Origin of the sequence: Rhizobium sp. BK251 (genome assembly GCF_004345245.1) — a bacterium.
Lineage (GTDB): Bacteria > Pseudomonadota > Alphaproteobacteria > Rhizobiales > Rhizobiaceae > Rhizobium.
This window is the reverse complement of sequence record NZ_SLUQ01000003.1, coordinates 42,006-68,225: the sequence shown is the minus strand read 5'-3', so window position 1 is coordinate 68,225 and position 26,220 is coordinate 42,006. Positions and strand designations below refer to the sequence as shown.

At 63.0% G+C, this 26,220-nt stretch carries 19 protein-coding genes; 9 read left to right on the top strand and 10 right to left on the bottom strand.

The window, feature by feature from the left end; all coding sequences use genetic code 11:
* Positions 1 to 4: 4 nt before the first annotated feature.
* The 3 genes from EV286_RS07375 to recA all read right to left on the bottom strand — a co-directional run bounded on the left by EV286_RS07375 (position 5) and on the right by recA (position 4,915).
* Positions 5 to 856, bottom strand: a complete 852-nt coding sequence (locus EV286_RS07375; RefSeq protein ID WP_132956389.1) for an AraC family transcriptional regulator — start codon at positions 854 to 856, stop codon at positions 5 to 7.
* A 139-nt stretch (positions 857 to 995) separates the two neighbouring features.
* Positions 996 to 3,656, bottom strand: coding sequence for an alanine--tRNA ligase (gene alaS / locus EV286_RS07370; RefSeq protein ID WP_132956388.1), 2,661 nt, complete (start codon positions 3,654 to 3,656; stop codon positions 996 to 998).
* A 170-nt stretch (positions 3,657 to 3,826) separates the two neighbouring features.
* Positions 3,827 to 4,915, bottom strand: a complete 1,089-nt coding sequence (recA, locus tag EV286_RS07365; protein ID WP_132956387.1) for a recombinase RecA — start codon at positions 4,913 to 4,915, stop codon at positions 3,827 to 3,829.
* 241 nt (positions 4,916 to 5,156) lie between these two features.
* Between recA and EV286_RS07360 the strand changes: the two genes are divergently transcribed.
* Positions 5,157 to 6,101, top strand: coding sequence for a carbohydrate kinase family protein (locus tag EV286_RS07360; RefSeq protein ID WP_132956386.1), 945 nt, complete (start codon positions 5,157 to 5,159; stop codon positions 6,099 to 6,101).
* Positions 6,102 to 6,132: 31 nt separating this feature from the next.
* Positions 6,133 to 7,056 (top strand): pseudouridine-5'-phosphate glycosidase, encoded by a 924-nt coding sequence (locus EV286_RS07355; protein ID WP_132956385.1) that lies wholly within the window; start codon positions 6,133 to 6,135, stop codon positions 7,054 to 7,056.
* A 35-nt stretch (positions 7,057 to 7,091) separates the two neighbouring features.
* Here the strand turns inward: EV286_RS07355 and EV286_RS07350 are convergent, their stop codons facing one another.
* Entirely contained in the window at positions 7,092 to 9,704 is a 2,613-nt protein-coding gene (locus EV286_RS07350) for a response regulator (RefSeq protein ID WP_132956384.1), read from the bottom strand.
* A gap of 320 nt (positions 9,705 to 10,024) precedes the next feature.
* On the opposite strand from EV286_RS07350, the gene EV286_RS07345 reads away from it, so the two are divergent.
* On the top strand, positions 10,025 to 11,005 hold the full coding sequence (locus EV286_RS07345) for a flagellar biosynthetic protein FliO (RefSeq protein WP_132956383.1): 981 nt from the start codon (positions 10,025 to 10,027) through the stop codon (positions 11,003 to 11,005).
* Between the two features lie 111 nt (positions 11,006 to 11,116).
* Here EV286_RS07345 and dksA read toward each other — a convergent pair whose 3' ends face one another.
* The gene (dksA, locus tag EV286_RS07340; protein ID WP_132956382.1) at positions 11,117 to 11,536 is read right to left on the bottom strand and encodes an RNA polymerase-binding protein DksA; all 420 of its coding nucleotides are present in this window, start codon (positions 11,534 to 11,536) and stop codon (positions 11,117 to 11,119) included.
* 281 nt (positions 11,537 to 11,817) lie between these two features.
* On the opposite strand from dksA, the gene EV286_RS07335 reads away from it, so the two are divergent.
* From EV286_RS07335 to EV286_RS07320, 4 genes are all read left to right on the top strand, one after another.
* Complete coding sequence (locus EV286_RS07335; RefSeq protein ID WP_132956381.1) at positions 11,818 to 12,321, top strand: histidine phosphatase family protein; 504 nt, start codon at positions 11,818 to 11,820, stop codon at positions 12,319 to 12,321.
* Between the two features lie 94 nt (positions 12,322 to 12,415).
* Positions 12,416 to 13,891, top strand: coding sequence for a YcjX family protein (locus tag EV286_RS07330; RefSeq protein ID WP_132956380.1), 1,476 nt, complete (start codon positions 12,416 to 12,418; stop codon positions 13,889 to 13,891).
* Positions 13,892 to 13,947: 56 nt separating this feature from the next.
* Positions 13,948 to 15,006, top strand: a complete 1,059-nt coding sequence (locus EV286_RS07325) for a TIGR01620 family protein (RefSeq protein ID WP_245500661.1) — start codon at positions 13,948 to 13,950, stop codon at positions 15,004 to 15,006.
* A gap of 186 nt (positions 15,007 to 15,192) precedes the next feature.
* A complete protein-coding gene (locus tag EV286_RS07320) occupies positions 15,193 to 15,744 on the top strand; it encodes a hypothetical protein (protein WP_132956378.1) in 552 nt (183 codons plus the stop codon).
* Between the two features lie 67 nt (positions 15,745 to 15,811).
* Here the strand turns inward: EV286_RS07320 and folK are convergent, their stop codons facing one another.
* From folK to folP, 3 genes are read right to left on the bottom strand one after another with little or no spacing between them, the layout of a single operon-like run.
* A complete protein-coding gene (gene folK, locus EV286_RS07315) occupies positions 15,812 to 16,330 on the bottom strand; it encodes a 2-amino-4-hydroxy-6-hydroxymethyldihydropteridine diphosphokinase (protein WP_132956872.1) in 519 nt (172 codons plus the stop codon).
* Entirely contained in the window at positions 16,323 to 16,691 is a 369-nt protein-coding gene (gene folB / locus EV286_RS07310; RefSeq protein WP_132956377.1) for a dihydroneopterin aldolase, read from the bottom strand. Before folB ends, folK begins: the two co-directional genes overlap by 8 nt.
* Positions 16,688 to 17,554 (bottom strand): dihydropteroate synthase, encoded by an 867-nt coding sequence (gene folP / locus EV286_RS07305; protein ID WP_245500644.1) that lies wholly within the window; start codon positions 17,552 to 17,554, stop codon positions 16,688 to 16,690. Before folP ends, folB begins: the two co-directional genes overlap by 4 nt.
* Positions 17,555 to 17,654: 100 nt before the next feature.
* Between folP and EV286_RS07300 the strand changes: the two genes are divergently transcribed.
* Positions 17,655 to 18,281 carry a DUF922 domain-containing protein gene (locus tag EV286_RS07300; protein ID WP_132956376.1) on the top strand — a complete coding sequence of 209 codons (627 nt, stop codon included), beginning with the start codon at positions 17,655 to 17,657 and terminating at the stop codon, positions 18,279 to 18,281.
* A 297-nt stretch (positions 18,282 to 18,578) separates the two neighbouring features.
* Here EV286_RS07300 and EV286_RS07295 read toward each other — a convergent pair whose 3' ends face one another.
* Together EV286_RS07295 and EV286_RS07290 are read right to left on the bottom strand one after the other, a co-directional pair.
* Entirely contained in the window at positions 18,579 to 18,899 is a 321-nt protein-coding gene (locus EV286_RS07295; protein WP_132956375.1) for a 2Fe-2S iron-sulfur cluster-binding protein, read from the bottom strand.
* Between the two features lie 218 nt (positions 18,900 to 19,117).
* Complete coding sequence (locus EV286_RS07290; protein WP_132956374.1) at positions 19,118 to 19,489, bottom strand: Hpt domain-containing protein; 372 nt, start codon at positions 19,487 to 19,489, stop codon at positions 19,118 to 19,120.
* Between the two features lie 475 nt (positions 19,490 to 19,964).
* Here EV286_RS07290 and EV286_RS07285 point away from each other — a divergent pair, with 475 nt between their 5' ends.
* Positions 19,965 to 26,069 (top strand): hypothetical protein, encoded by a 6,105-nt coding sequence (locus EV286_RS07285; RefSeq protein ID WP_132956373.1) that lies wholly within the window; start codon positions 19,965 to 19,967, stop codon positions 26,067 to 26,069.
* Positions 26,070 to 26,220: the final 151 nt, after the last annotated feature.

Sequence of the window (26,220 nt, the reverse complement as noted above, 5' to 3'; positions counted from 1 at the left end):
ACAGTCAGGAAAGCGGCAAATAGATATCGGTCAGGAGTTCGGTCGGCTGCACTTCGCGGGGGTTGTTGAGGTATTCCTCGAACATCACCGCCTCGCGCAGCCGGCGGCCGGATTGCGGGAGCCAGTGGCCATAAAGCCATTGATAGGCCTTGTGCATGTCCGCATAAGGTCCCTTGTGGCGCAGTACCGCATACTCCCCGCCGTCAAGTGATTGGCGGATAAGCGGAGCCTGGACCTCTACATCACCGCAACCGGCGACACAGGCAACCGAGCGCAGCTTTTCCGCCGGCACGATATCCGGATCGTCGAAATAGACGCCGATCATCCGCATGTCAGGCCTTGCGAGACCTCGGGCATAGACCGTGCCGAAAAGCGTCTCGAAGGCCTGGCCGATCTGCATGTAGGAGCCGCCATGCGGCACTCCGATCAACTCGACCGGTTCGATGGTGCGCAGCGAGACGTCGAACATGGCAGTATCCTCTCCTTGTGCCGGTGGTTCGAATACCCTGTGGCTTCCGCCATTCCGGTAGCGGGCGGGCGGCATGCCATAGGCGGATTTGAAGATGCGGTTGAAAGACTGCAGGTTTGGATAGCCCCAGCGCCTCGCAATCTCTGCGACGGGACGATCCGTCGCGACGATCTCGCCGGCGGCGCGATGAAGCCGCAGCCGCTTCACCGTCGAGGCAAGCGTCTCGCCATGGATGGCGCGGTAGATCCTGTGCCAGTGATAGCTGGACATGCAGGCAACCTCGGCAAGGCGATCCATGTCCAGCTCCTCATCCAGATTTTCGTGGATGAAGGCCGAGACGCGCCGCAGGCGGTCTTCATAGATGGCCCATGGCCGTGCCCCGCTCATATGCCCTACCTCGTTCAAACCGATGAAACGACAAGAGCATAACCGGATTTGACAAATCTTGCGGACTTTCGATCCGACGAAAAAAGAAGGCGGAGACATCGCCTCCGCCTTCTTCAATTCCCTGGGGAATTATGAGTTATCAGCCAGCCAGCGCACTCGCGACGGCTTCGATTGCCTCCTCGGCCTTGCTGCCGTCCGGGCCGCCGGCCTGTGCCATGTCAGGGCGGCCACCGCCACCCTTGCCGCCGAGAGCAGCAGACGCAACACGCACGAGATCCACCGCGCTGAAGCGATCGATGAGGTCAGGCGTCACGGCGACGACCGCGCTTGCCTTCCCGTCGTCGGAGACGCCGATCAACGTGACCACGCCCGAACCAAGGCTCGCCTTGCCGTCATCGGCAAGGCCCTTCAGGTCCTTGGGATCGACGCCGGTAACGGCCTTGCCGAGGAACTTGACGCCCGCGACGTCGCGTACTGCATCGGCCGAACCGGCCTGACCGCCGCCCATGGCAAGCTTGCGCTTGGCTTCCGATAGCTCGCGCTCCAGCTTGCGGCGCTCATCGACGAGAGCCTCGATACGAGACAACACCTCGGACGGCTGCACCTTGAGGGCGGCTGCAACCGTCTTCACGCGATCGTCCTGCTCGGCAAGATACTCGCGCGCCGATTCGCCCGTCAGCGCCTCGATGCGGCGCACACCCGCACCGACGGCGCTTTCCGACAGGATGCGCACGAGGCCGATCTGGCCCGTCGCCGCGACATGCGTGCCGCCACAGAGCTCGACCGAATAGGGCTTGCCGGCCTTGACGCCGCGCACGCCCTCACCCATCGAGACGACCCGCACCTCATCGCCGTACTTCTCGCCGAACAGCGCCATCGCGCCTTCAGCGATCGCATCGTCGACGCTCATCAGACGGGTAACGACCGGCGAGTTCTGCAGTATGATCTCGTTCGCCATCTCCTCGACGACCTTCAACTCCTCGGCCGACATCGGCTTCGGATGGGAGACGTCGAACCGAAGGCGATCGGGCGCAACCAGCGAGCCCTTCTGGGCCACGTGCGTTCCAAGCACTTCGCGCAGCGCCTCGTGCAGCAGATGCGTCGCCGAGTGGTTGGCGCGCAGCCGCGAGCGGCGCGCATGATCAACGGTCAGCACGACGGCGTCGCCGCTCTTGATCGTCCCGTTGGAAACCGTTGCCGAATGGACGAAGAGGCCCTCGCCCTTCTTCTGCGTGTCGCTGACATCCAGCTTGGCATGATCGGTGGCGATGACGCCTGCATCACCCATCTGGCCGCCGGACTCGCCGTAGAACGGAGTCTGGTTGACCACGATCTGCACCTTGTCGCCGGCAGACGCCGTCTCGACAACGGCGCCATCCTTGACGATCGCCTGGATCACACCTTCGGCGCTTTCCGTGTCGTAGCCCAGGAACTCGGTCGCGCCGTGCTTCTCCCTGAGCTCGAACCATACGGTCTCCGTCGCCTTCTCGCCTGAGCCCGCCCAGTGTGAACGAGCCTCGCCCTTCTGGCGCTGCATCGCATCGGTGAAGCCGCTGATGTCGACGCCAACGCCACGCGCACGCAGCGCATCCTGGGTCAAGTCGAGCGGGAAGCCGTAAGTGTCGTAAAGCTTGAAAGCCGTTTCGCCGTCCAGCATGTCGCCCTTGCCGAGCGACGACGTGGCATCGGAAAGCAGCGAAAGACCGCGCTCCAGCGTCTTGCGGAAACGCGTCTCCTCAAGCTTCAGCGTCTCGGAAGTCAGCGCCTCGGCGCGTACCAGCTCCGGATAGGCACGGCCCATCTGCTGGACGAGTACCGGCAGCAGCTTGTAGATCAGCGGCTCACGCGCGCCGAGCAGCTCGGCATGGCGCATGGCGCGGCGCATGATACGGCGAAGGACATAGCCACGGCCTTCGTTCGAAGGCAGAACACCGTCGGCGATCAGGAATGCGGACGAGCGCAGGTGGTCTGCGATGACGCGGTGGCTCGCGCGACGCTCGCCCTCCGCCTTGACACCCGTAGCCTCCTCGGAGGCAGAAATCAGAGCGCGGAAAAGGTCGATGTCGTAGTTGTCGTGCTGACCCTGCAGGACGGCCGCGACGCGCTCCAGGCCCATGCCGGTATCGATCGAAGGGCGCGGCAGGTTGACGCGCTCTTCCTTCGTCACCTGCTCGTACTGCATGAAGACGAGGTTCCAGATCTCGATGAAGCGATCGCCATCCTCTTCGGGCGAGCCGGGAGGACCGCCCCAGATATGATCGCCGTGATCGTAGAAGATCTCCGAACAGGGGCCGCAGGGACCCGTATCGCCCATCGCCCAGAAATTGTCGCTGGTCGCGATCCGGATGATCCTGTCGTCGGGGAGACCGGCGATCTTCTTCCAGAGATTAAAGGCCTCGTCATCGGTGTGATAGACCGTGACCAACAGCCGCTTGGCATCCAGCCCGAACTCCTTGGTGATCAGGTTCCAGGCAAGCTCGATCGCGCGGTCCTTGAAATAGTCGCCGAAGGAGAAGTTTCCGAGCATCTCGAAGAACGTGTGATGGCGCGCCGTATAGCCGACATTGTCGAGGTCGTTGTGCTTGCCGCCGGCGCGGACGCACTTCTGCGCCGTCGACGCCGTGCTGTAGGGACGCTGCTCAAGGCCGGTAAAGACGTTCTTGAACTGCACCATGCCCGCATTGGTGAACATCAACGTCGGGTCGTTGCGCGGGACGAGCGGGCTCGACGGCACGACTTCGTGCCCGTTCTTCTTGAAGTAGTCGAGAAAGGTCGACCGGATTTCGTTCACACCGCTCATCTTGGGCCCTTCGTTCTGCCGCAGGCAGGTCATCTGTCAAATCGTGTGGCTTTTATCGTTCGCTCCAGCCACTGTCCAGACGAACAAATAAAACCGGCCGCACATCTTGCAAGACGTGCGGCCGGCTTCAATCAATAAACTGCCGGGCTTAAATCGCCGGAGCCGACGGATCACATATCCGCAGCGCCGTCGCTATCTTGAGCCTCCGGTCCGCCGTTCTGCAGGAAGCGATCGGCGATAAGGCCAGCATTCTGGCGCAGCGCCGTCTCGATCTCCCGCGCCAGATCCGGATTTTCGCGCAGGAAGAGCTTTGCGTTTTCGCGTCCCTGACCCAGCCGCTGGCTGTTATAAGAGAACCAGGCGCCGGACTTCTCGACGATGCCGGCCTTGACGCCGAGATCGACGAGCTCACCGGTCTTCGAGACGCCTTCGCCATACATGATGTCGAATTCGACCTGCTTGAAGGGCGGCGCCATCTTGTTCTTGACGACCTTGACGCGTGTCTGGTTGCCGACGACCTCTTCGCGCTCCTTGACCGAGCCGATACGACGGATATCGAGGCGGACCGAGGCATAGAACTTCAGCGCGTTGCCGCCCGTCGTCGTCTCCGGCGAACCGAACATGACGCCGATCTTCATGCGGATCTGGTTGATGAAGATCACCATCGTATTCGACTTCGAGATCGAAGCCGTCAGCTTGCGGAGTGCCTGGCTCATCAGCCTGGCCTGCAGGCCCGGCAGGCTGTCACCCATCTCGCCCTCGATTTCCGCACGCGGCGTCAGAGCGGCAACGGAGTCGACGACGAGCACGTCGACGGCCCCCGAGCGAACCAGCGTATCGGTGATTTCGAGCGCCTGTTCACCCGTGTCCGGCTGCGAGATGAGCAGGTTCTGCAGGTCGACGCCCAGCTTGCGGGCATAGACCGGATCGAGCGCATGCTCGGCATCCACGAAGGCGCAGATGCCGCCCTTCTTCTGGGCTTCAGCGATCGTCTGCAGCGCAAGCGTCGTCTTGCCCGAGCTTTCCGGTCCGTAAATCTCGATGATACGGCCCTTCGGAAGCCCGCCGATACCGAGCGCAATGTCGAGGCTGAGCGAGCCGGTCGAGACCGTTTCCACCTCGATCACGTTCTCGTTCGAGCCGAGCTTCATGATAGAGCCCTTGCCGAACGACCGCTCGATCTGTGAAAGTGCTGCTTCCAGTGCCTTACTCTTGTCCACCGATTTGTCCTCTACAAGACGCAAAGAATTTTGTGACATCCGAACCACCTTTAGGTTATTGAAGCCGCACAGGCAATGAAAGCAGCGATGGAAAGTTTGTACTGCATTTGTTCTCGTCTCGCAAGGCCTCATCAAACGATTGAAAGAAAATGGTAAAATGAATTTCGTTCTGCGTTTGTTTTTTCCTTTCTTAGCAAGAGCTTACGGGATCGAAACGGGCAGCTGCAGTTCTCCACGGACGGCGGCGATTCGCATCGAAACACACTGAATCGGAATGACGATGGCGAAGAAGATTCTCGTGCTCGGCGGTGCCCATATCGACCGTCGCGGACGCGTCCTCGGCAAGACGGAGCCGGGCGCGAGCAACCCGGGAACATGGTTCGAGGAACCGGGTGGCGGCGGCTTCAACGCCGCCCGCAATTTGGTCCGTCTCGGCTTCGACGTTCGGCTTATCTCTCCGCGCGGCGGCGATTCCACCGGCGAGATCGTCTCGCAGGCAGCCCATGATGCCGGCATCGACGACCGTCCCTTCGTCTTCCTGGACCGCAAGACGCCGAGCTATACGGCGATCATCGAGCAGGACGGCAGCCTGGTCATCGGGCTTGCGGACATGGATCTCTACCGGCTCTTCGTCCCCAGAAGGCTTTCGATCCGGGCGGTGCGCGATGCATTCGACGAGACGGATCTCGTGCTTTGCGATGCGAACCTCCCCGAAGAAACGCTCCAGGCGATTGCTGCCCGCGCGCTTGCCGGCGGAAAGCCGCTTGCCGCTATCGCGATTTCCCCGGCAAAGGTCTCTCGGCTGCGCGGTTGCCTTGAAAGCATCGACTACCTGTTCATGAACGAGGCCGAGGCTGTGGCGCTGAGCGGCGAGCGGCCGGACGATGCCGGCGATTGGCCGCGCCACCTGCGTGCGCTCGGTCTCAAGGGCGGCGTGATCACGCGCGGACGCGACCAGCTCGTTGCGTTTTCGGGCGAGACGGCCGCCAGCCTCACACCACCCGTCGTCGAGGCAGTCGCCGATGTGACCGGTGCGGGCGATTCCCTCGCCGCCGGCACGCTTGCCGCCCTGCTCTCCGGCGAGACGATCGTCGAGGCCGTGCGTCACGGGGCCGCATGTGCGGCGATAACCGTGGCATCGCCGCAGGCAACGGCGGACAATCTTTCTCCCGAACTCATCAAGAGAATGCTTGCTCTCGTGCCCGAAGTTCAGATTCTGTCCTGAAGCACCGAAGCCCAATAAAATGGATGATCAAATGGCAAAACCCGTTTCGCCCCTTCTGCCGCTAGCCTATTCCAAGGAGGTCGCCGCCGCGAAGCTGCGAGGCGCGCCGCTGGTCGCGCTGGAGTCGACCATCATTACCCACGGCATGCCCTATCCGGGCAACATCGAGATGGCGCGCAGCGTTGAAGCCATCATCCGTGAGGAAGGCGCCGTGCCGGCCACGATCGCCGTTATCCATGGCACGTTGCATATCGGCCTGGAGCCCGAGGAACTCGAGAAGCTGGCGAAGACGACGGACGCCATGAAGGTTTCCCGCGCCGACCTCGCCTTCGCGATCGCCGAACGGCGGACGGGCGCCACCACGGTTGCCGCCACGATGATCGCCGCCGCACGCGCCGGGATCCGTGTCTTTGCAACCGGCGGCATCGGCGGCGTGCATAGGGGCGCGGAAGAAAGCTTTGATATCTCCGCCGACCTCGAGGAGCTCGCCCGCACCGGCGTCATTGTCGTCTGCGCCGGCGCGAAGGCCATCCTCGATATACCCAAGACGCTCGAAGTGCTGGAAACGCGCGGCGTTCCGGTCGTGACCTATGACAGCGACGAATTCCCCGCCTTCTGGTCGCGTTCATCGGGCCTGCCGAGCCCGCTTTCCCTGAACAGTCCGGCGGCAATAGCCAATTTCCAGACCGTGCGCGACCAGCTCGGCATCGATGGCGGCATGTTGATCGCAAATCCGGTACCGGAGGCCGACGAGATCCCGCGCGAGGAAATGGAGATCTATATCCGCCGCGCCCTCGACAGTGCCGAGCGCGACGAGATCGCCGGCAAGGCGGTAACGCCCTATCTCCTCGAAACGATCTTCCAGATCACCGACGGCCGCAGTCTCGCGACGAACATCGCCCTCGTCGAAAACAATGCGCGGCTCGCCGCGGAGATCGCCGTAGCCCTCGCCTGAGGGAGACTATAGGCTCCGCTGACGCTCGATACCGATCAGTTGTCGAGCGTCTCTCGAACGGCGACCGCGAGCTGCTTCAGCGAGAAGGGTTTAGGAAGGAAGCCGAACTTGGCGTCGGCCGGGAGATTGCGGGCAAACGCATCCTCGGCATAGCCGGACACGAAGATGAACTTCATGTCCGGATATTTCTTCCGCAGTTCCGTCAGCAGCGACGGCCCATCCATTTCCGGCATGACGACGTCGGAAACGACGATGTCGACCTTGCCGTCCAGTTCGTCCATGATCTCGAGCGCCTCGACACCGGAGCCCGCCTCGTGGACGGTATACCCGCGCGTCTCGAGCATGCGCTTTCCGCCCCGGCGAACCGCCTCCTCGTCTTCCACGAGCAGAACGACCGCAGACTTGCCGGTAAGATCGGCGGGCTCGGCGGCGACCACGACTTGTGGGGCAGCGTCCGCCGACATGGGTACGCCCTCGACCTGGTAGCCGTTGCTCTCCGTTGCAGCGGATGCCTCGACGATGTGCCGCGGCAGGAAGATGCGAAACGTCGTGCCCGAACCGACCTCCGATTCCGGATGGATATAGCCGCCGGACTGCTTGACGATGCCATAGACCATGGCAAGCCCCAGACCGGTGCCCTTGCCCACTTCCTTCGTGGTGAAGAACGGCTCGAAGATCTTGTCCATAATCTCCGGCGCGATGCCCGTGCCGCTGTCGGCAACCTCGATCAGCACCATGTCCTCATGCGGTAGGTCGGCATAGTTGAAGGCGGCAACGTCACCGGCCGGCAGGTTCCGCGTGCGGATGGTGAGCTTTCCGCCCTGCGGCATCGCATCACGCGCGTTGACGCACAGGTTGATGAGCACCTGCTCGAATTGCGAGAGGTCCGTCTTTACTGGCCAGAGATCGCGCCCGTATTCGACGTCGAGGCGTACGTTGGTTCCGGAAAGCAGCCTGTCGACCAGCATCCGCAGGTCGCCGACAACGTCGGTCAGGTTCAGGATGGCGGGCCGCATCGTCTGCTTGCGCGAAAAGGCGAGAAGCTGGCGAACCAGCACGGCGGCACGGTTGGCGTTGCGCTTGATTTCCATCAGGTCGGCAAAGCTCGCATCCGCCGGGCGCGCCTGCAGCAGCAGGTGGTCGGAGGAGAGCAGGATCGCTGTCAGCACGTTGTTGAAGTCATGCGCGATGCCACCGGCAAGGGTGCCGACGGCATTCAGCTTCTGCGTCTGCGCCATCTGCGTCTCGAGCGCCTTCTGCTCGGTCACCTCGACGGCATAGACGATCGCCGCCTCCTCCGGTGCCTCGTCGCTCTGGTCGATCACGGCATTCACGTAGAAGCGGAAGTGCCGGGTCTCGTCCCGCGGATTGCGGGAATCGATCGGCGGAATATCGCCCTGCCGGTCCTTCGCCTCGGCAAGCGCCTCCCGCACACGGGAACGATCAGCCTCGTGAACAATGGTTTCGAGCAGCGTGCCGCGCTCGACATCGTCGCGGGAGACTACGTCCGCGAAAAGCTTGAGGAATGGCGCATTTGTCTTCAGGATGCGGCCGTCGCCGTCGACGGAGGCAATCGCCATCGGCGTATTGTTGAAGAAGCGCGTGAAGCGCATCGAGGCGGCGGAAGCGGACTGATCAGCGTCATCGCCCTTCTGGCGGGCAAGCACGATGGTGCGGCTTTCGCCCGGCGCGCCGTCACGCATTGATGTGACGCTGTGGACGATGCGCACCGGCAGGCTTTGCCCGTTCCATTGGCGCAGGTCGAGATCGAGAGAAACAGTCTTCTTGAGGCCGGGTTCGGCCTGCACGGACTGAATCAGAGCCAGCCCCTCGCCCGCCACGAGATCGCCGATCATCATCGAGCCCGGAACGAATTTCGTGAGATCGAGGCCAAGCCATTCGGCCAGCGTCGCATTGAGATAGAATATCTCGCCCCGCCGTCCGGCCGAGAAGAAACCCGCCGGCGCATGATCGAGATAGTCGATCGCGTTCTGCAGTTCCTTGAAAAAGCGCTCCTGGTCGTCGCGCTCGGAGGTGATGTCGGTGATCTGCCAGATGAAAAGGCTTTCCCTGCGCTGCTCCGATGAAAGGACACGCGCCTTCAGCCGGTACCAGTGCGCACCCGATCCGCTGCTCCCGACAGGCCCGAGCGGCCGCAGCAGCCGGAACTCCTCGCGGCCCTCCCGCCCCTCTCGCAACCCGTTGACCAGCCGATAGAGCGCCTCATTGGACTCACGGTGGCGCGAAAGCAGCGTTTCGAGCGTCTGCACTTCCATCGCCTTGGTGGCACCCGTCAACTCGCCATAGGCTGCGTTGGCATAGATGACGCGGCCCTTCTCGTCGGTGATCAGCGTTCCGTCGGGATGGGTGTTGAGAAAGGAGCGCGCCAGGCTATCGGACTGCGTTTGCGGCATGACCTCGACGAAGCCGATCACCGAGGAGACCAGGAAGAAGATGCCGACCATGGCGAGAATGCCGAGAACGCCCAGCACCATCTCGTTGTCGAGCGAATTCTTGAAGACGACGAAGGCGACCGCAACCGCAATCAGCACGATCGCCAGCAGGATGATGCGCAAGGCTGTTCCTGAACGAACGCCCCGGTCGACCAGCGGTACATTGTAGTCGTCGGACTGGCGCAGTTTCGTCATGCATCCCTCGCATTGCGGTGCCGTTCCATCGCGGGCTTCGGCCAGGAATCGGAACCTTGCAACCTTCTTAGCAATTTGCAGCAGCGGCCAAAAGCGCCACAAGCCGCCAGCCGCCCATAAAGGCCGCTTGAATTCACAGAGAACAGCGCCAATTTTGCATGTGGGTAACAAGGTGCTGCGCCTCACGCCTGCGGGGATTGCGAAATCAGGCGAGGATGACGCCCGATCAGGCCGCCTTGGACAAAGTGAAGCTCTCTCTTGCCTAAGCGGATGAAAAGTCGTCTTGTCGCGGTGGTTGAGACAAATGGAGCGATCGAAAGATGCTTGACGAACTCGTTGCGGCCTATGGGAGCCGGCTTTTCATTGCCGCCGGTGGGGTTGGCATTGCGCTTCTCTGCCTCATCGCCGTGCTCTGGATTCTGCGTAGCCGCGCCCCGTCGCCCTTCGTGCGCGGCGGCAAGAACAGGCAGCCGCGCCTCCAGGTTCTGGATGCCGCCGCCGTTGATGCGCGCAGGCGGCTGGTCCTGCTGCGCCGCGACGATGTCGAGCATCTGATCATGATCGGAGGGCCGACGGATATCGTCATCGAAAGCCGGATATCGACTGCTGAGCCTACCGCAAGCGATGCCCTTCGCGCACCGGCCGCGCCAGAAATGTCGGTTGTGCCTGTCGCACGCGCGGAAGCTCCGGCTCCCCCTCGCCCGGCACCCGTCGCCCGTCCGTCCGAGCCCGATGAAACCTTTGTTGCCAGCGCGCCGATAGAGCCGATCCGCGACCGCCCGCAGCCGGTCGTCGCGCCGGTAGCGGTATCCGCACCCGAAACGCCGGTGAGACCGGTGGCTCCCGCCGTGCGCGAGCCCGTACAGGCCCGCGCGCCGGAGCGCCCTGTCGCCGTCGAAGCGCAGGCGTCGCAGGCGGCCGAGGTTCTCGAGGTCGCCCGCCAGCGCGTATTGCCGCCCCAGCCCGAGCGACCACTGCAAACTGCGCAGCCGCCCCGCAGCCCGGAGCCCGCGACGCCGCAAACGCCCCCGGTTATCGCCGAGCGTGTGCCACCTGTCGCGCCGGCACCCCAGCCGAAGGAGTTGGGCAACGACTTCCAACGCGTTCTTGAGGCGGAAATGTCGAGCAACCTGACCGCCGAGCGCATACTGCCGGGTGCTGCCCCCGCATCGCGACCGGCCCAGCCCGGCCAGATGCAGCGACGCGACCCCGAGATGGCGCCGATGACCGGCTCGGACGCAGCCCTCCAGAAGGAAGTCGCTCGCATCTTCGGCGAGATGAGCGTCAACCGGGACAAATAGCTCGTCCGGACGACGCCTGGTCGCATAAGGGGAAACCTGATCGCCCAAAAGCAAAGAGGTGCAACGACTGCTCGTTGCACCTCTGATATTTTCGATCTTCGATAGATTCTGCTATTCGTCCCGATAGACCTTTTCGCGACGCTCGTGGCGCTCCTGCGCCTCGATCGAGAGCGTAGCGATCGGTCTTGCGTCCAGCCGCTTCAGGCCGATCGGCTCACCGGTTTCCTCGCAATAGCCGTAGGTGCCGTCGTCGATGCGCTGCAGCGCCGCATCGATCTTGGAGATAAGCTTGCGCTGACGATCGCGCGCTCTGAGCTCAATTGCCCTGTCGGTTTCGGAGGATGCTCTGTCTGCCAGATCGGGGTGGTTTGCGCTTTCCTCGGCCAGGTGGTCCAGCGTTTCGCGCGCTTCTCTAAGGATATCATTTTTCCAGGCGACCAGTTTGGCCCTGAAGTATGCTCGCTGGTTTACGTTCATGAACTCCTCCTCTTCCGAGGGAACGTAACTGCTAAGATCGATCTTCTCACTCAACGCGATTCTCCTGAAGAACATCTCACATGGCCGGGTGTATATCCCAACCGTCGGTATTGATTCAAGCCAAATACGATAGGTAAACAGATTTTTAAATCTGTCATAAAATTCGGCTAAAGGTCTATTTTTTCATCACTTATTAGACATCGTAACTTCGGCTGCCACGTGGGAAGGACAAAGCTGCTTGCCGCTCCATTGCGCGAAGGAGGCGCAAGGCGCGGTTGACGGATCTGCGACAAAGAAGCTAGTGAATGACCTGTTTCATCCTCGGAACTCGCTCTATGGTAGACATCTCGCCTCCGCCACACCGGATTTATCTTCTGCGGCATGCGGAGGCAGGATGGGCCCAGCCCGGAGAACGCGATTTCGACCGTTCCCTCAACGAAAACGGCTATGCCGAGGCCGAACTCGTTGCAGACAGGGCCGCCGACAAAGGCTACCGTCCCGAGGTGGTCATCAGCTCGACGGCGGTTCGATGCCGCCAGACTGCGGACGCCGTTCGCCGCGCCATGGGATCCTCCGTCGACTTTCGATTCGTGGACGAACTCTACAACGCTCCGGTCGATGTCTATCTCGAAATCGTCCAATCCCAGGGCACACCTGAATCGATCATGCTCATCGGACATAATCCGACCATGGAACACGCGCTCGAGGCGCTGATCGGACACGACGCGCTTAGCGGCGCACTGCCGAACGGATTTCCAACGGGCGGGCTCGCGGTCGTCGAATATGTCGATGGTTCAGCCGGCACTGGCTGGGTCCTTGCCGATTTAATCGTCGAATAACGACGCTAGCCGGGGATGGTTCCCGGCAAGCGCTTCTTTCCACGACCGAATTGCATTCCTATATTGCCGGGGACTTTTCAGCTGGGATCCCGCTTTGCCGCCAAGCCTGACCTCCTTTACCGACGACGCCCTGATCGCCCTCGACAGCCTGGCCGCCCGCGCCACCGGCCTCGTCAATCCGACGATCCGCCTGGGGGTTACCGGCCTTTCGCGATCCGGCAAGACCGTCTTTATTTCCTCGCTCGTGCATAACCTGCTGCATGGCGGGCGCCTGCCGCTGTTTGAGCCCGCGCGTTCCGGCCGCATATCGTCGGCCCGCCTCGAACCGCAGCCCGATGATGCCGTCCCGCGTTTTCAATACGAGGATCATATCCGGGCGCTCGTGAAGGAGCGCATATGGCCCGATTCGACCCGCGCCATATCGGAACTGCGCCTGACGCTGGAATATCAGAGCGCAAGCGGCTGGAACCGGCTCTTTTCCGCAGGACGCCTTTCGATCGATATCGTCGACTATCCCGGAGAGTGGCTGCTCGACCTGCCCCTGCTTGCCAAGGATTACCGCACGTTCAGCGAGGAAACGCTCGCCCTTGCAAAAACCGGGACCAGGCACCGGCTGTCGCAGGATTGGCTTGCGCTTACGAGCTCCGTCGATGTCGACGCGCCGGCCGACGAAATGCTGACGCGCAAGCTGAGCACCGCCTTTGCCGACTACCTGAAGGCGTGCAAATCCGACGAGCGGTCCCTTTCGACGCTGCCTCCCGGCCGCTTCCTCCTGCCCGGCGACCTTGAGGGCTCACCCGCGCTTACCTTTGCGCCCTTGATGGGCATTCCCGGGACAAGGGCGCCGCGTGGCTCCTTGCGCGCGATGATGGAACGACGCTACGAGGCCTACAAGTCGGTCGTCGTGAAGCCGTTCTTCCGCGAGCACTTTGCGCGGCTCGACAGGCAGATCGTGCTCGTCGACGCGCTCCAGGCACTCAATCGCGGCCCGGAAGCCGTGCAGGATCTCGAGCGCGCCCTGACCGATGTGCTTGCGTGCTTCCGCCCGGGAACCAATTCCTTGTTCTCGTCCCTTCTCGGTCGCCGCATCGACCGGGTACTGGTGGCGGCGACGAAAGCCGACCATCTCCACCATGAGAGCCACGACCGGCTGGAGACGCTTACGCGCAGGCTCGTCGAGCGGGCTATCCAGCGCATCGGCATGGCCGGCGCTGGGATTGACGTGATGGCGCTCGCCTCCGTCCGCTCAACGCGTGAGGCCAGCGTGCAGCGCGACGGGCACACGCTTCCCGTCATTGTCGGCACGCCCATGGAGGGCGAGACCATCGGCAACGAGCGCTTCGACGGCATCCGCAAGACCGCGATCTTTCCGGGTGACCTGCCCGAAAACCCGCAATCCCTGTTCGAAGCGCTTGAAAACCACCCCGAGAACGTCCACCTGCCGGAGGTGAATGTCGTTCGCTTCCGCCCGCCTCCCCTCGAGGATACGGGCGGAGGAATCACCCTGTCGGTGCCGCACATACGGCTCGACCGGGCCATGCAGTTTCTGTTCGGGGATCGCCTTGCATGACCGGGAGCAATGAAGACCTGAACCAGCCCCGCCGCCCCGCAGCCTTCTCCCTTGAGATGGGTGCTGATGACGGGCAGGCATCCAAGGCCGCAGGGTCCAAGCCCTCGCGTCGCAAGCCGCAGAGCTTCGAAGGTGAAGTGACGCTTACGCCGGACGAGCAAGATCCCTTCATCGGGCCGCAATCCCTCGGATCGGACGGCGAGCCGCCGATTGCCGTGTCGAGGCGGCGGGGCTTTTCCTTTGCCCGGATCGCCTTTGGCGCCTTCGGCATCCTGTTTTCGCTGGCGATGGGGCTTTGGATCGACCGCCTCATCCGTGATCTCTTTGCCCGCACGGACTGGCTGGGCTACGCGGCGCTGACGGTTCTCGCAATCGGTGTTCTCGCGGTCATTGCCGTCATCATCCGTGAAACCGCCGGCATCATGCGGCTTGCGGCGGTCCAGTCGATCAAGGCGGAAGCCGAGGCGGCGGTTCTGGAGACACGCCCCGCCAGGGCACGCAGCCTGGTTCACCGGCTTTCCACGCTCCTGTCGTCCAAGCCAGAAACGGCCAGGGGTCGCGCCGCCCTCAAGGCGACCGAGGGCGAAATCATCGACCCGCCTCATCTGGTGGCACTCGCCGAGCGCGAGTTGCTGGCGCCGCTCGACCGGCAGGCCCGTGGTCTGATACTGGGCGCCTCGAAACGCGTTTCGATCGTGACCGCCGTCAGCCCGCGCGCGCTCGTCGATCTCCTCTACGTCCTCTACGAGGCCTTCCGGCTCATTCGCGCGATAGCGGAGCTCTATGGCGGAAGGCCGGGAACGCTCGGCATGCTCCGTCTCATGCGCGACGTGCTCGCCCACCTCGCCGTCACCGGCTCGATTGCCGCCGGCGACAGCCTCGTCCAGCAGGTGCTCGGGCATGGACTGGCATCGAAGCTTTCGGCGCGACTCGGCGAAGGGGTCATCAATGGGCTGATGACCGCGCGCATTGGAATCGCCGCGATGGATCTGTGCCGGCCCTTGCCCTTCAATGGCCTGAAACGCCCCGGAATTGGCGACTTCATCGGCGACCTGAGTCCCGGCATCGCCGGACGGGCCGCTACCCCGCGATCCACGAAGGATTCGGATGATTAATATGACGCTCCAGCGCCTCACGGAAAAGGTGGATGTTTTCCCGTGGTTTATCGGAGCCAGCGCAGATCTTGAATGCCTGCATTCCCTTGCGTCAGGCCCTGTTTTCGCGACCTTGGAAACCAGTCGTTAACCAATATTCGGCAAAACTTTGCCCCAGTTTTCGATGCGTTTCGCCAAGGAAAGCCCATGTACTCGCGCAAGTTTCTCTATGTTTGCGGCTTGGCCGCCGCGGCTGTCTGCACCCTGGTGGATGTATCCCCCAAGGCAAACGCGGCCTCCCGCGACAAGGCCTTCTTCCAATCCGTCGCCGGAACCTGGAAAGGTCCCGGTGAGATCGTGGCCGGTAAATACAAGGGCACGAAATTCAGCTGCAACCTGATCGGCGAACCGATGCTGGACCAAAGCGCCGGCATCAAGCTCGACGGCACCTGCCGGGTCGGCGTTTTCAAGCAGCCGATGTCGGCGGTGATCGCCCAGGTCGGCAACTCCTACAAGGGCCGTTTCCTCGATGGTGCGGCCGGCAAGGGCCTGGACATCGTTTCCGGCACGGTCAACGACGATACGGTCGTCGTCGGCATCAACCGGGCCAAGCTCAATGGCGCGATGATCGCCCGCGTGAACAACGACAAGGACATGAACGTCACGATCTCGGTCAAGGTGGAAGACCAGATGATCCCGGTCATCGGTCTCACGCTGAAGCGCCAGGTCGACGAAATGGCGGTCGGCTCGATCGAATAGCGATGGAAGCCTGAAGCGAGCCGGCGACACGCGTTTCGTTAGCCGCCGGCACTTCATTGGCGACAAATCAGTAGCGTTGCCACCATTTCGTGTCGCCATCGGCGACTTCTATTCCTGTCGTATCGATGGCCTCGAGCCATCCGGCGATCGTCTTTCCTGAGACCTCCAGATGCGGGGCGATATCCGCCAGCGGCATCAGCACGAACGCCCGCTCGATCATCCTGGGATGCGGTATTTCCAGCCGCGGCGCCTCCTGCACGACGTTGCCGAAGGTCAGGATGTCGATGTCCAGCGTCCTCGGCCCCCAGCGCTCGATGCGCTCGCGCTTCATTCGCCGTTCGATGTCAAGGCAAAGGTCGAGCAGCGCTTCCGGCGTGAGCCTTGTGTCCACGGCCGCGCAGGCGTTGAAGAAGAAGGATTGATCGATCTTGCCCCAAGGCGGCGTCTTGTAGAGGCGCGATACCGCAGCGACCCGGCAGTCGTCCCGGCCCTCCAGCTCCCGCAATGCCAGCGCCATGGCGTGCGCCGGCTCGCCGATATTGCCACCTAGCCCCAGGGTAGCGCGTTCCCATCTGCTCTCAGGCAAAATGCTCAACGCTCACCTGCACATGATCGAGAACGCCCGGCACAGGCGCGTTCGGCTTCCTGACCGTTATCTTGGCGCGTTTTATTTGCGGGAACCGCGCACAGAGCCCCTTGGCGACGTCAAGCGCAAGCGCCTCGATGAGATAGCGGCGGCGGCCTGTGACAATCTCCTCGATGACTGTGAAGGCAATCCCGTAATTGACTGTATCGCCAATGGAATCAGTCTCCAGGGCACCATGCGAGACGACATCGAGTTCGGCATCGACGAAGAAGCGCTGTCCCAGGAATTCCTCTTCGTCGTGAACGCCATGCCGGGCGAAGAACGCGCAGTTCTGCAAGGTGATCGTATAGTTGCTGCTCATGGTTTTTCTCCCAGCTCGAGGCGTTCGCGCACCGCAAGGATAGCATCGGCAACTGCCAGCGCGTCCCTGTTGATTGCGACATCGTGCACCCGGAAAACCGCTGCACCCTGAAGCCGCAATATTGCGCTCGTGGCCGCCGTCGCGGCATCCCGTTCGGAGGCTTCGCGCCCGCTGACCGCGCCAACGAAGCGCTTTCGCGAGGTTCCGGCCACAAGCGGCAGTCCCAGGCTCGCGAGCTCGCCGAAGCGGGTCATGAGTTCCAGGTTCTCCCCCGTATCCTTGGCAAAGCCGAAGCCCGGATCGATCACGATGTTTTCGATTCGCACGCCTGCCGCTTCAGCGGTTTCGAGCGATTTGCGTAGAAAGAGGAACTGGTCGTCGATTACGTCGGGAAGCTTCTGCCGGTCGCGGCCGGTATGCATGATGCAAAGCCCGGCACCGGTTTCGGCGGCGACGGTAGCAATGTCGGGCTCGCGCTGCAGGCCGAAGACGTCGTTGACGATATGGGCGCCCGCGCCGACGGCGAGCCATGCCGTCTCGGCACGAAAGGTATCAATGGAGATCAGCGCCTCGGTCCTTCCCCGCAACGCCTCGATGACCGGCAGTACGCGGCCCTGTTCCTCCGCGGCGCTGACCGACTCCGCTCCCGGCCGCGTCGATTCCCCGCCTATGTCGACGATCTCGGCGCCATCAGAAATACAGGCAAGCGCGTGTTCGACGGCCGCATCGACGTCCTCGTAGCGGCCGCCGTCGGAAAAGGAGTCCGGAGTGACATTGACGATCGCCATGATCGCGGCACGCGGCCCGAGCTCCAGCTTGCGCCCGTGCGCGACATGCCAGGAAATGTCGGCAGGTCTAGTCACGGACACCTCCTTGGAAAATGAAAAAAATCAGCAGGCAATATTGCGCTCGCCCCGCCTATGCCGCAAGGTTCGCGGAAGTTCAACCTGTTGGCACGACGAAATGTTCTCGCTATCGCGATATGTCCGAGTTCCGATTGCCCTTTTGCTTGTGTTCGGCACGTCGGGTTCGGCGATGTCCGAAGTGCTTGCGCAGAAGTCCTATTCGTATTTCTACATTCGCGGAAACACGGCCGGTGAACTGGACGCAGCGCTGACCAAGCACGGCCCCACGACCACAACCGCGAGCGGGCATCATCCCGGCGCCACGAAGATCCGCTTCGGCGGCAATGTGACCTATGTGCAGAAGGATGGCCGCTGCCGCGTTGGCGCTGTCCGCGTCACCGTCAGTGCACAACTCATCCTGCCTCGCTGGAGCAACAGGCGCCGCGCTGACAAGGACCTTTCGTTGATCTGGGATACCCTCTCGAGCGACATCAAGCGCCATGAGGAACGCCATGCCGAGATTGCCCGCATGAGCGCCCGCGACATGGAGCGAGCGCTCCGATCCCTGCCCCCGCAAAAGAACTGCGCTCTGATGCAGGCCAAGGTGGCGCAGAAGTCCACGGAACTGATGGAAGCGCACGACCGCGAGCAGGCACGGTTCGATCGTGTCGAGGCCGTCAACTTCGAAAGTCGCATGACGCGGCTGTTGACCTACCGTCTGAAAGCCATCGCCCGCGAAAAGTAGGACGACGTTTCTCGGCCTCCCGGGATCGAAGCTTGCACGAGGCTTATGCACACCCCAGTCAATGATCGATCATTTCTCGTTCTGGCAATCGGCGATGGAATCACTTAATATGAGAACATTCGAAAGTTAGGTGATTGTTGAATTTCATCGAACTTTCCTTCCTGGGTTCTCCTGGCGCATTCCGAAGCCGCGGGTGTTTCCTCCCTCTCCCGCAGGTAGTGCGCCCGCCTCGCCTCGCTCATCGGGTTCGACGAGCGAGGCCATTTTTTGGAGCCCTTCCCACGGCCTCCTAGATCCCTAGGCCTGCCGCTCCGGAACATGGACGACCAGCCCGTCGAGGGCCGGCGTCACCTTGATCTGACAGGAAAGGCGGGAGCTCGGGCGCACGTCGAAGGCGAAGTCCAGCATATCCTCTTCCATCGGTTCCGGCGGACCGACCCGGTCAGCCCATTCGCCGTCGACATAGACGTGACAGGTGGCGCAGGCGCATGCGCCGCCACACTCGGCCTCGATGCCCGGCACGGAGTTGCGGACTGCGTTTTCCATCACGGTCGAGCCGTTCGCAGCCTCGATGTCGAAGCGCGTGCCGTCGAAAGCAACGATGGTCAGTTTGGTCATATGGCTGATTTCCGGTATTCGTGGACGAGAAGGTTTACCGGTGTCTTCCAACAAATCCGAAAGCCAGTCAACATTTGCAGCGCCGCACTGAGCGCACGGCCGCAACGCACCGCCCGCTGGCCGGCAGCGTGCGCCTGCAACCATATGCCACTTCTTCGCTGTCCCGCTATGAGACAGCGAAGAAACGGCAGCTTATGTTCCTGCGTGAGACGCCGCGTTCAGCGGCATAGCTTGAGGACGAAGTTCTCGGCCTCTATGACGGCCGCGCCGACTGCTGCGATGGCAGCTGCATCGGCCTTGGTGGCCTCCTCGAGCGCGCTTGCGGCGTCGGCTGCCTTGAAGGCACCGACTGCTCGCGCTGCGCCCTTGAGCAGATGAGCGGCAGCCTTCATCTTCTCGGCGTCGCCGCTTGCTATCTCCTGCAGGCAGGCACGGGCCTGCCGGGCAAATATCTGAAGAACTTCCATTTCCAGCGCCTTGTCACCCATCGTCTGCTTGGCAAGGTGCACAAGGTCGATAGGACGCGCATTCGAGGGACACGGCCCCCTTGCGTTGTCCGGAGCGTCGAATGCGACATTCACTGCTGCCATGCGCCAAATCTCCCCTCGCTATATTCTGAGCCTGCCGCATGCTTGCGGCGCCGCGATGGCAATGGCGTTAAACTGGGGCCCATTCACGACTGAAATCTCGCGGTATGGTTAACAGATCCTAAATGGCGCTAATATATTGGTTTTTCAGCCCTCTCCGGCACTGAAAGATGTTAACAAACCCTTAACGGAGCCGCTTTCGAAAGGGGTAGTTAATTGTGTACCGTACCCGAATGTGTCACTACGATACCGGTATATCGGGTTAATGCTGTGTCTCTTTGCCCGGTCGGTGGATAGTGGTAATGTTTTGATACCATCCGTTTGAAAAAGCGGCTATCCACTCTGAAATGTCATGGTAAATCCGGCCCGGATCTTTCGGGGCGGCGATCAGGAGAGGCAATCACGGCTTTTTCCGGAAGGCGGCGGAAATCCGGAAACGCGCGACAGGCCAGACAATAAAGTAACGAGGCGTAACCGTATGGCGAACAACAAGCAGAGCGAGTCGATCGAGGACAAGGCGTTCAGGGCACTGGACGAAGCGCTGCAGATCGATTTCAGCAATGAAGGGGTGGAGTCTCGTCCGCCCGGTCGGACGCCTGACGCCCCTGAGGCGAAAGCGCCTCCGGCAGCAGCGCCACGCGCCAAGCAGCCAAAGGAAGAGACTGCCCGCAAGGCGCGGACGGCGCCCGCAAACCGGGCGGCCGAGCAGGCCCCCAAGGCACCGTCACTCGCCCCGGCGAATGACGCCAGCCGGGCGAGCCCCGCCGCCATTCTGAAATCCCTGGACACCGCGCCGGTCAAGCCTGCCGTGCGCAATGCCACCATCGTCTCGATACTCTGGATCATCGCCGGAACGGGACTACTCTCCCTCTTCTATTCGCCGCAGATCTGGCAGATCCGCTCCATCGCCGATCTTGCTGCGATGCCCGGCGTGATCGCCGGCGCCATCGGCATCGTGGTCCCCGTTCTGCTGTTCTACGCTTTCGCGATCATGATCGCCCGTGCGCACGAGATGCGGAATGCCGCCCGCTCCATGGCGGAGCTGGCGCTTCGCCTCGCCGAGCCGGAAACCATCGCGTCCGATCGCATCATGACGGTCGGCCAGGCCGTGCGTCGCGAAGTCTCCGCGATGAACGAAGGTATCGAACGCACGATCGCCCGCGCGACGGAGCTCGAGACGCTGGTCCACTCCGAAGTAAATGCGCTGGAGCGCAGCTACGCCGACAACGAATTGCGGGTTCGCAGCCTGGTCCATGAACTGGGCTCGGAGCGGGAATCCGTCGTCAATCATGCGGAGCGCATCCGCTCGTCGATCGCCGGCGTGCACGACCAGCTGAAGGAAGACCTGTCGCTCGCGACGGAAGAGATCGCCGTGCGCCTTGCGACCTCCGGCGAGGCGTTCGCCTCGATGATCGACACGCGCGCCGCGACCCTGATGGAAAAGTCGAATGCCGCAGCGCAGTCGCTGGGCACCCTGCTCGACGCCAAGGCGGATTCGCTGCTCCAGACGCTGACCTCGTCCGGCTTTGCGCTGGCGACCGAATTCGACACACGCCTTCAGACGCTGTCCGAAAGCCTGACCGAGCATGGCGAAAAGCTCCTCAGCCAGTTCGAGACGCGTGCCTCCACGCTCGACGCCGGGACGGAGAAGCTCAACGCCGCGCTCAACGAACGGGCGCGCCAGCTGAACGAGACGCTCGTCGCCCGCACGCGGGAAATCAACGAGAGCCTTACCGGCGGCCAGCGCGGCATCGTCGGCACGCTGGATGACGTGCTGTCCAAGCTCAACAACGCGCTGGACGAACGCGGTGCCTCCTTCCGCCAGAGCCTGCAGTCGACCGCGGACGACGCGATCATGGATCTCGACCTGCGCTCCGGCTTCTTCGAGGAGCGGCTGCAGTCGACCGTCGCCCAGATCTCAACAGCATTCGACGAGCGAGTGGCCGAGTTTACTTCGGCCTTCGACAGACGCGCCGGCTCGCTGGACAACAAGCTCATGGAAAGCCTGGCGCGCATCAACGAGACCCTGGCAGGCGGGTCCGACACGCTCGACAACATGCTGAATTCCAGCATTGAGCGCATTGGTTCGTCGCTTACCGAACAGTCACTTGCGCTCGCAACTGCACTCGATACAGGACACGAGGTTCTCGAAAATACACTCGGCACCAAGGTCAGCGAAATATCGGGCGCCATGCAGGCCCGCACCTCCGAGTTCACCACGGCGCTGCATTCCGCAACGTCCGAAATCTCCATCGCCCTTGCGGGTGGCACCAGCGAGCTCAACAGCTCGCTCGCCACGCATTCGGGAGAATTCACCACTGCGCTTCGCGACGCGACGGCGGAGATCTCCTCCGCACTCACGAGCGGCACCAGCGCGCTCACCGGCACGCTCGCTGCTCGCTCCGGCGAATTCACTTCGACGCTGCAGGCCGCGACGTCGGAAATCTCCGGTGCCCTTTCCGGGCGCACGAGCGAACTGAACGAGACTTTGGCGGCCCGCTCCAACGAGTTCACCGCCGCGCTCCAGACCGCGAAGTCCGAGATCTCCTCTGCACTTGCGGGCGGAGCGACCGAGCTCAACAATGCGCTCGCCGCACGCTCTAGCGAATTCACAGGCACACTGCGGGCAGCGACATCAGGAATTTCGTCCGCGCTTTCGAGCGGCACCGAAGAACTGACGGCAAGCTTCACCGGCCGCGCCGACGAACTGAGCCGGATGCTTTCGGCCCGTGCAGGCGAGATCGCCGAGACCTTCGGCAACGCGCACGAGCGGATCGAAGGCGTCCTGACCGACCGCACCGGCGCTCTGTTCAACGCGATCTCCGACAGCCAGTCGCGCTTCGAGCAGACGCTTGCCAACCGCTCGGAGACGATCATCAATGCGGTCGTCGGCAGCCATGAGCGTCTTTCCGACACGCTCGACGAAAAGACGATGGCGCTCGCCATTGCACTCGACGACAGCCAGGGTCGCTTTGACGGTGCCCTTTCGGCCCGCACCGACGCCATCATCGAGACGGTGGCCGGCGCGGAGGCGCGGATCGCGGAATCCTTCGGCTCGAAGGCAGATACCATCCGCGAAGCCTACAGTGCCAACCAGGAACGTTTCGAGCGCTCCCTCAGCACGCATGCCGAAATGCTGGCCTCCACGCTTGCCACCGGTGGCGACCGGGTCGAGAACCTCATCAGCGGTTCGGCCTTGCGGATCGAAGATGCGCTGTCCGACACCACCCGCCGTATCGAGGATACGCTCGGCGGCGGCGTCAGTAAGATCGAGGAAGGCCTGTTCACGGCGCATGATCGCATCCGCGAGACGCTTGACGACCGCACGAATGCGATCAACCTGACGCTTCGCGACGCGCATTCGCAGCTCCACGACACGCTGACCGACCATGCGACCAGCATCGGCACCTCGATCGCCACGAGCGCGAGCATGCTGGAAATGTCGCTCGAGGAGCGTGAAGTCTCCCTTCGCCAGACGATCGAAAACAGCACGAAGTTGCTGGAGGATCGCCTGGGTGACGGTGCCGGGCATATCGCTGCCCGCTTCCAGGAAGCCGCCGGCGAAATATCGAGCTCGGCAGAAACCTTCTCTGCTCGACTGGACCAGTCCATCGACGGCATGACGAACCGCTTCACCGAAACGGGCTCGCGCATCGAAGCCAGCCTTTCGGCAATCGAGAGCCGCATCGGCGACGGCGTCGGCGGTGTTGCCGAGCAGGTGGACGCCGTAAGCAACAGGCTTTCGGAGACCTTCTCTGACGGCATCTCCCGCTTCGACCGGGCAAGCGGCGATGCAGCCGAACGCATGACCGGCATCATCGATACTCGCGCCGCAAGCCTCGCCGACACGATCGAAAGCCGTGCGGCCGACTTTGCCAGCGCCATCGAGAACCGCACTGCGGGTCTCGCAGAGACCTTCGAAGGCCGCACTGCGAACCTCTCGCAGGCGATCGACGCCGGCAGCCAGCGTCTCGATGAGCGCCTGTCGACGATGGACCGCGCACTGACCGTCGGCCTCGATGCAGTCAACCGCACGATAGAGGGAAAGGCCGCAAGCCTTGCCACGACGCTGCGTACCGCCGTTGCCGAGGCCGCCCAGGGCATGGACAGCGAGGCCGCGCGCACCGCAGAGCTTCTGGAACGCACTGGCCAGCAATTCGCCGACCAGCTCGAGAATAAGGGCGGCGAGTTCACCCGCACCATCGGGACGAGCTCGGAGCAGATCGTCAGCCGGGTTTCCGAGGCGCAGAACCGCCTCGCAAGCCAGGCCGCCGCTGTCGCTCAGACCTTCTCGGAGGCGGGCAATGCAATCGTCAACAAGGTCGCCGAGGCCGAGGGTCTCGTCAGCAACCAGGTAAGCGCGATCTCGCAGGCACTGACCGACGCTGAGCGGTCCCTGGAAGAACGCGGCGCGTCGATCCGCTCGACCATCACCGGCAGCACGGAATCGATCACCTCGACCATGGCCGACGTCGACCGTGCCTTCGAGGAGCGCAGCAACGCGATCCGTACCAACCTCGAAGATCGTGCCCGTGAGATCGGCACGACGCTTGCCGACGTCGACAAGGCGTTGGAAGCCCGCGGCTCCTCCATCCGCACCGTTCTCGACGAGCGCACGCGCGAGCTCAACTCCATGCTGGCGGGCCGCTCTGCGGAACTGTCGCGCATCATCGAGGAGAAGGCTCTTCCGGTCATCGACCGCTACGCCGAGACCGGCCAGGCGGCCGCCGAGCGCATTGCCGCAGCGACTCAGGAAAGTGCCGATCGCCTGCGCAGCGAGAACGCCGCGCTCATCAGCGCCATCGCCTCGCGCACCAACGAGACGCTCGCTGCGATCACAGCACGCGCGGAGAACGCGGCCAACACCGTCTCCGTCATGGAAAACAGCCTGCTTTCCAGCGTCAACAGCCTGATCGAGCGGCTGGCCGAGAACAATTCGGCCATGGCCGCAATGATGGGCCGCGCCGCCGAAGACCTGACCGAGGTCGACAGCCGCCTGGGTGCCACGACCGGCCGGTTCACCGAATCTGCCGCAAAGGCGGCCGAAATGGTCTCGGCTTCGACGCGGCTCCTCGAAGGCAAGGTCGATCGTCTGTCGGATATTTCCGGCCAGACCCTGGCGCAGGTCGGCAGCATCATCGGACGCTTCGACGATCACTCGAAGGTTCTGGGACAGGCCTCGCAGCTGCTCTCGGCCGCCCAGTCCAACCTCGTCACGACGCTGGAGGAGCGCGAGACTGCGCTTCAAAGCCTCGCCGTCGGCCTGTTGCAGCGTTCCGAAGAGATCGAGACTACCATGCGCGGCCTGACCGGCGTGGTGGACGGTGCCTTCGACCGCGCCGAGCAGCGTTCTAACGACATCGCCGGCGCACTGCGCCAGAGCGTCCAGTCGTCCTTCTCGGATATCGGCCGCGTTCTGGGCGACACAGAGAAGCGTGCAACCGATGCTGCCAATACGATGCGCGACGCCGTCGCAAAGGCAGGCGAAGAGGCGGGCAAGGCACTGGATGGCGCCTTTGCCGAGGCCGAGCGCCGCTCCGGCGACCTCGCCAACCGTCTTCGCGGTGGCCTTACCGCCTCGCTTTCGGACGTGGAACGCATGCTGGGTGAAGCCGGACGGACCTCCGACAGTGCCGCCCAGCAGCTGCGGGAATCGCTGCGTCACGCCGTGGAAGAGGCAATCGGCCGCTTCTCCAGCGCGACGGAAGAGATCCGCCGCGCCGCTGGCGATATCCGCAAGGAACTCGACATGACGCGCACGGAACTGAAGCGCGGCGCGTTCGACCTTCCCGAAGAAGCAAAGGAAAGTGCTGCGGCGATGCGCCGTGCCGTCGCCGAGCAGATCAAGGCCCTGCAGGATATCTCGCAGATCGTCGGGCGCTCCACGCAGCACCTCGAGATCTCCGAGCCTGCCGCCCGCTCGCTCGCCGACGCACAGCCAGCCCCTCGCCCGAGCCAGCCGGCACCCCAGCCGCGCGCAGCTCAGCAACCATCGGAGCCGCCCGCCCTGCGTGGGAGCATCTCTCCGGCGGCCCAGCGCCCGGCCCCGAGCCAGCCGCGCACCGGTGAGATCGCGCCGCCCCGTTCGGAATCCGGCGGCTGGATCAGCGACCTTCTGAGAGGCGCCTCGCGCGACGAAGTGCCTGACGCGCCGGAGAACCGCCAGCCGGCCGCAAGGCCCGCCCCGGAGCCCGCAGCGCCGGCCCCGGCCCGCAGCAATGACAGCCGCAATCCGCGCCATGTCGTGGAGTCGCTGAACTCGCTCTCCGTCGACATCGCCCGCGCCATCGACCATGACGCGTCTGTCGAGCTGTGGCGCCGCTATCAGCGCGGCGAGCGCGATGTCTTCACGCGCCGGCTTTACACGCTGAAGGGCCAGCAGACATTCGACGAGATCAAGCGCAAGTACGAGCGCGAGGCCGAATTCCGCACCGCCGTCGATCGCTACATCGGCGACTTCGAGAAGCTGCTGGCCGACGTTGCCAAGACCGATCGCGACAAGACGATCACGCAGTCCTACCTCACGTCGGACACGGGCAAGGTCTACACCATGCTCGCCCACGCGGCCGGTCGCCTGAGCTGATCGATTGCCAGGGAAAGTCAAGAAAGGCCGCCCCCCAAGAAGGGCGGCCTTTTTGCTTTCGCCATGCCCACGGCAGCTCCCGCCGGCGCGCAGCGACCGGGCCTTAAGCCCGATGCACCATTACATTAGAGTATATTGATAATAGACCGGA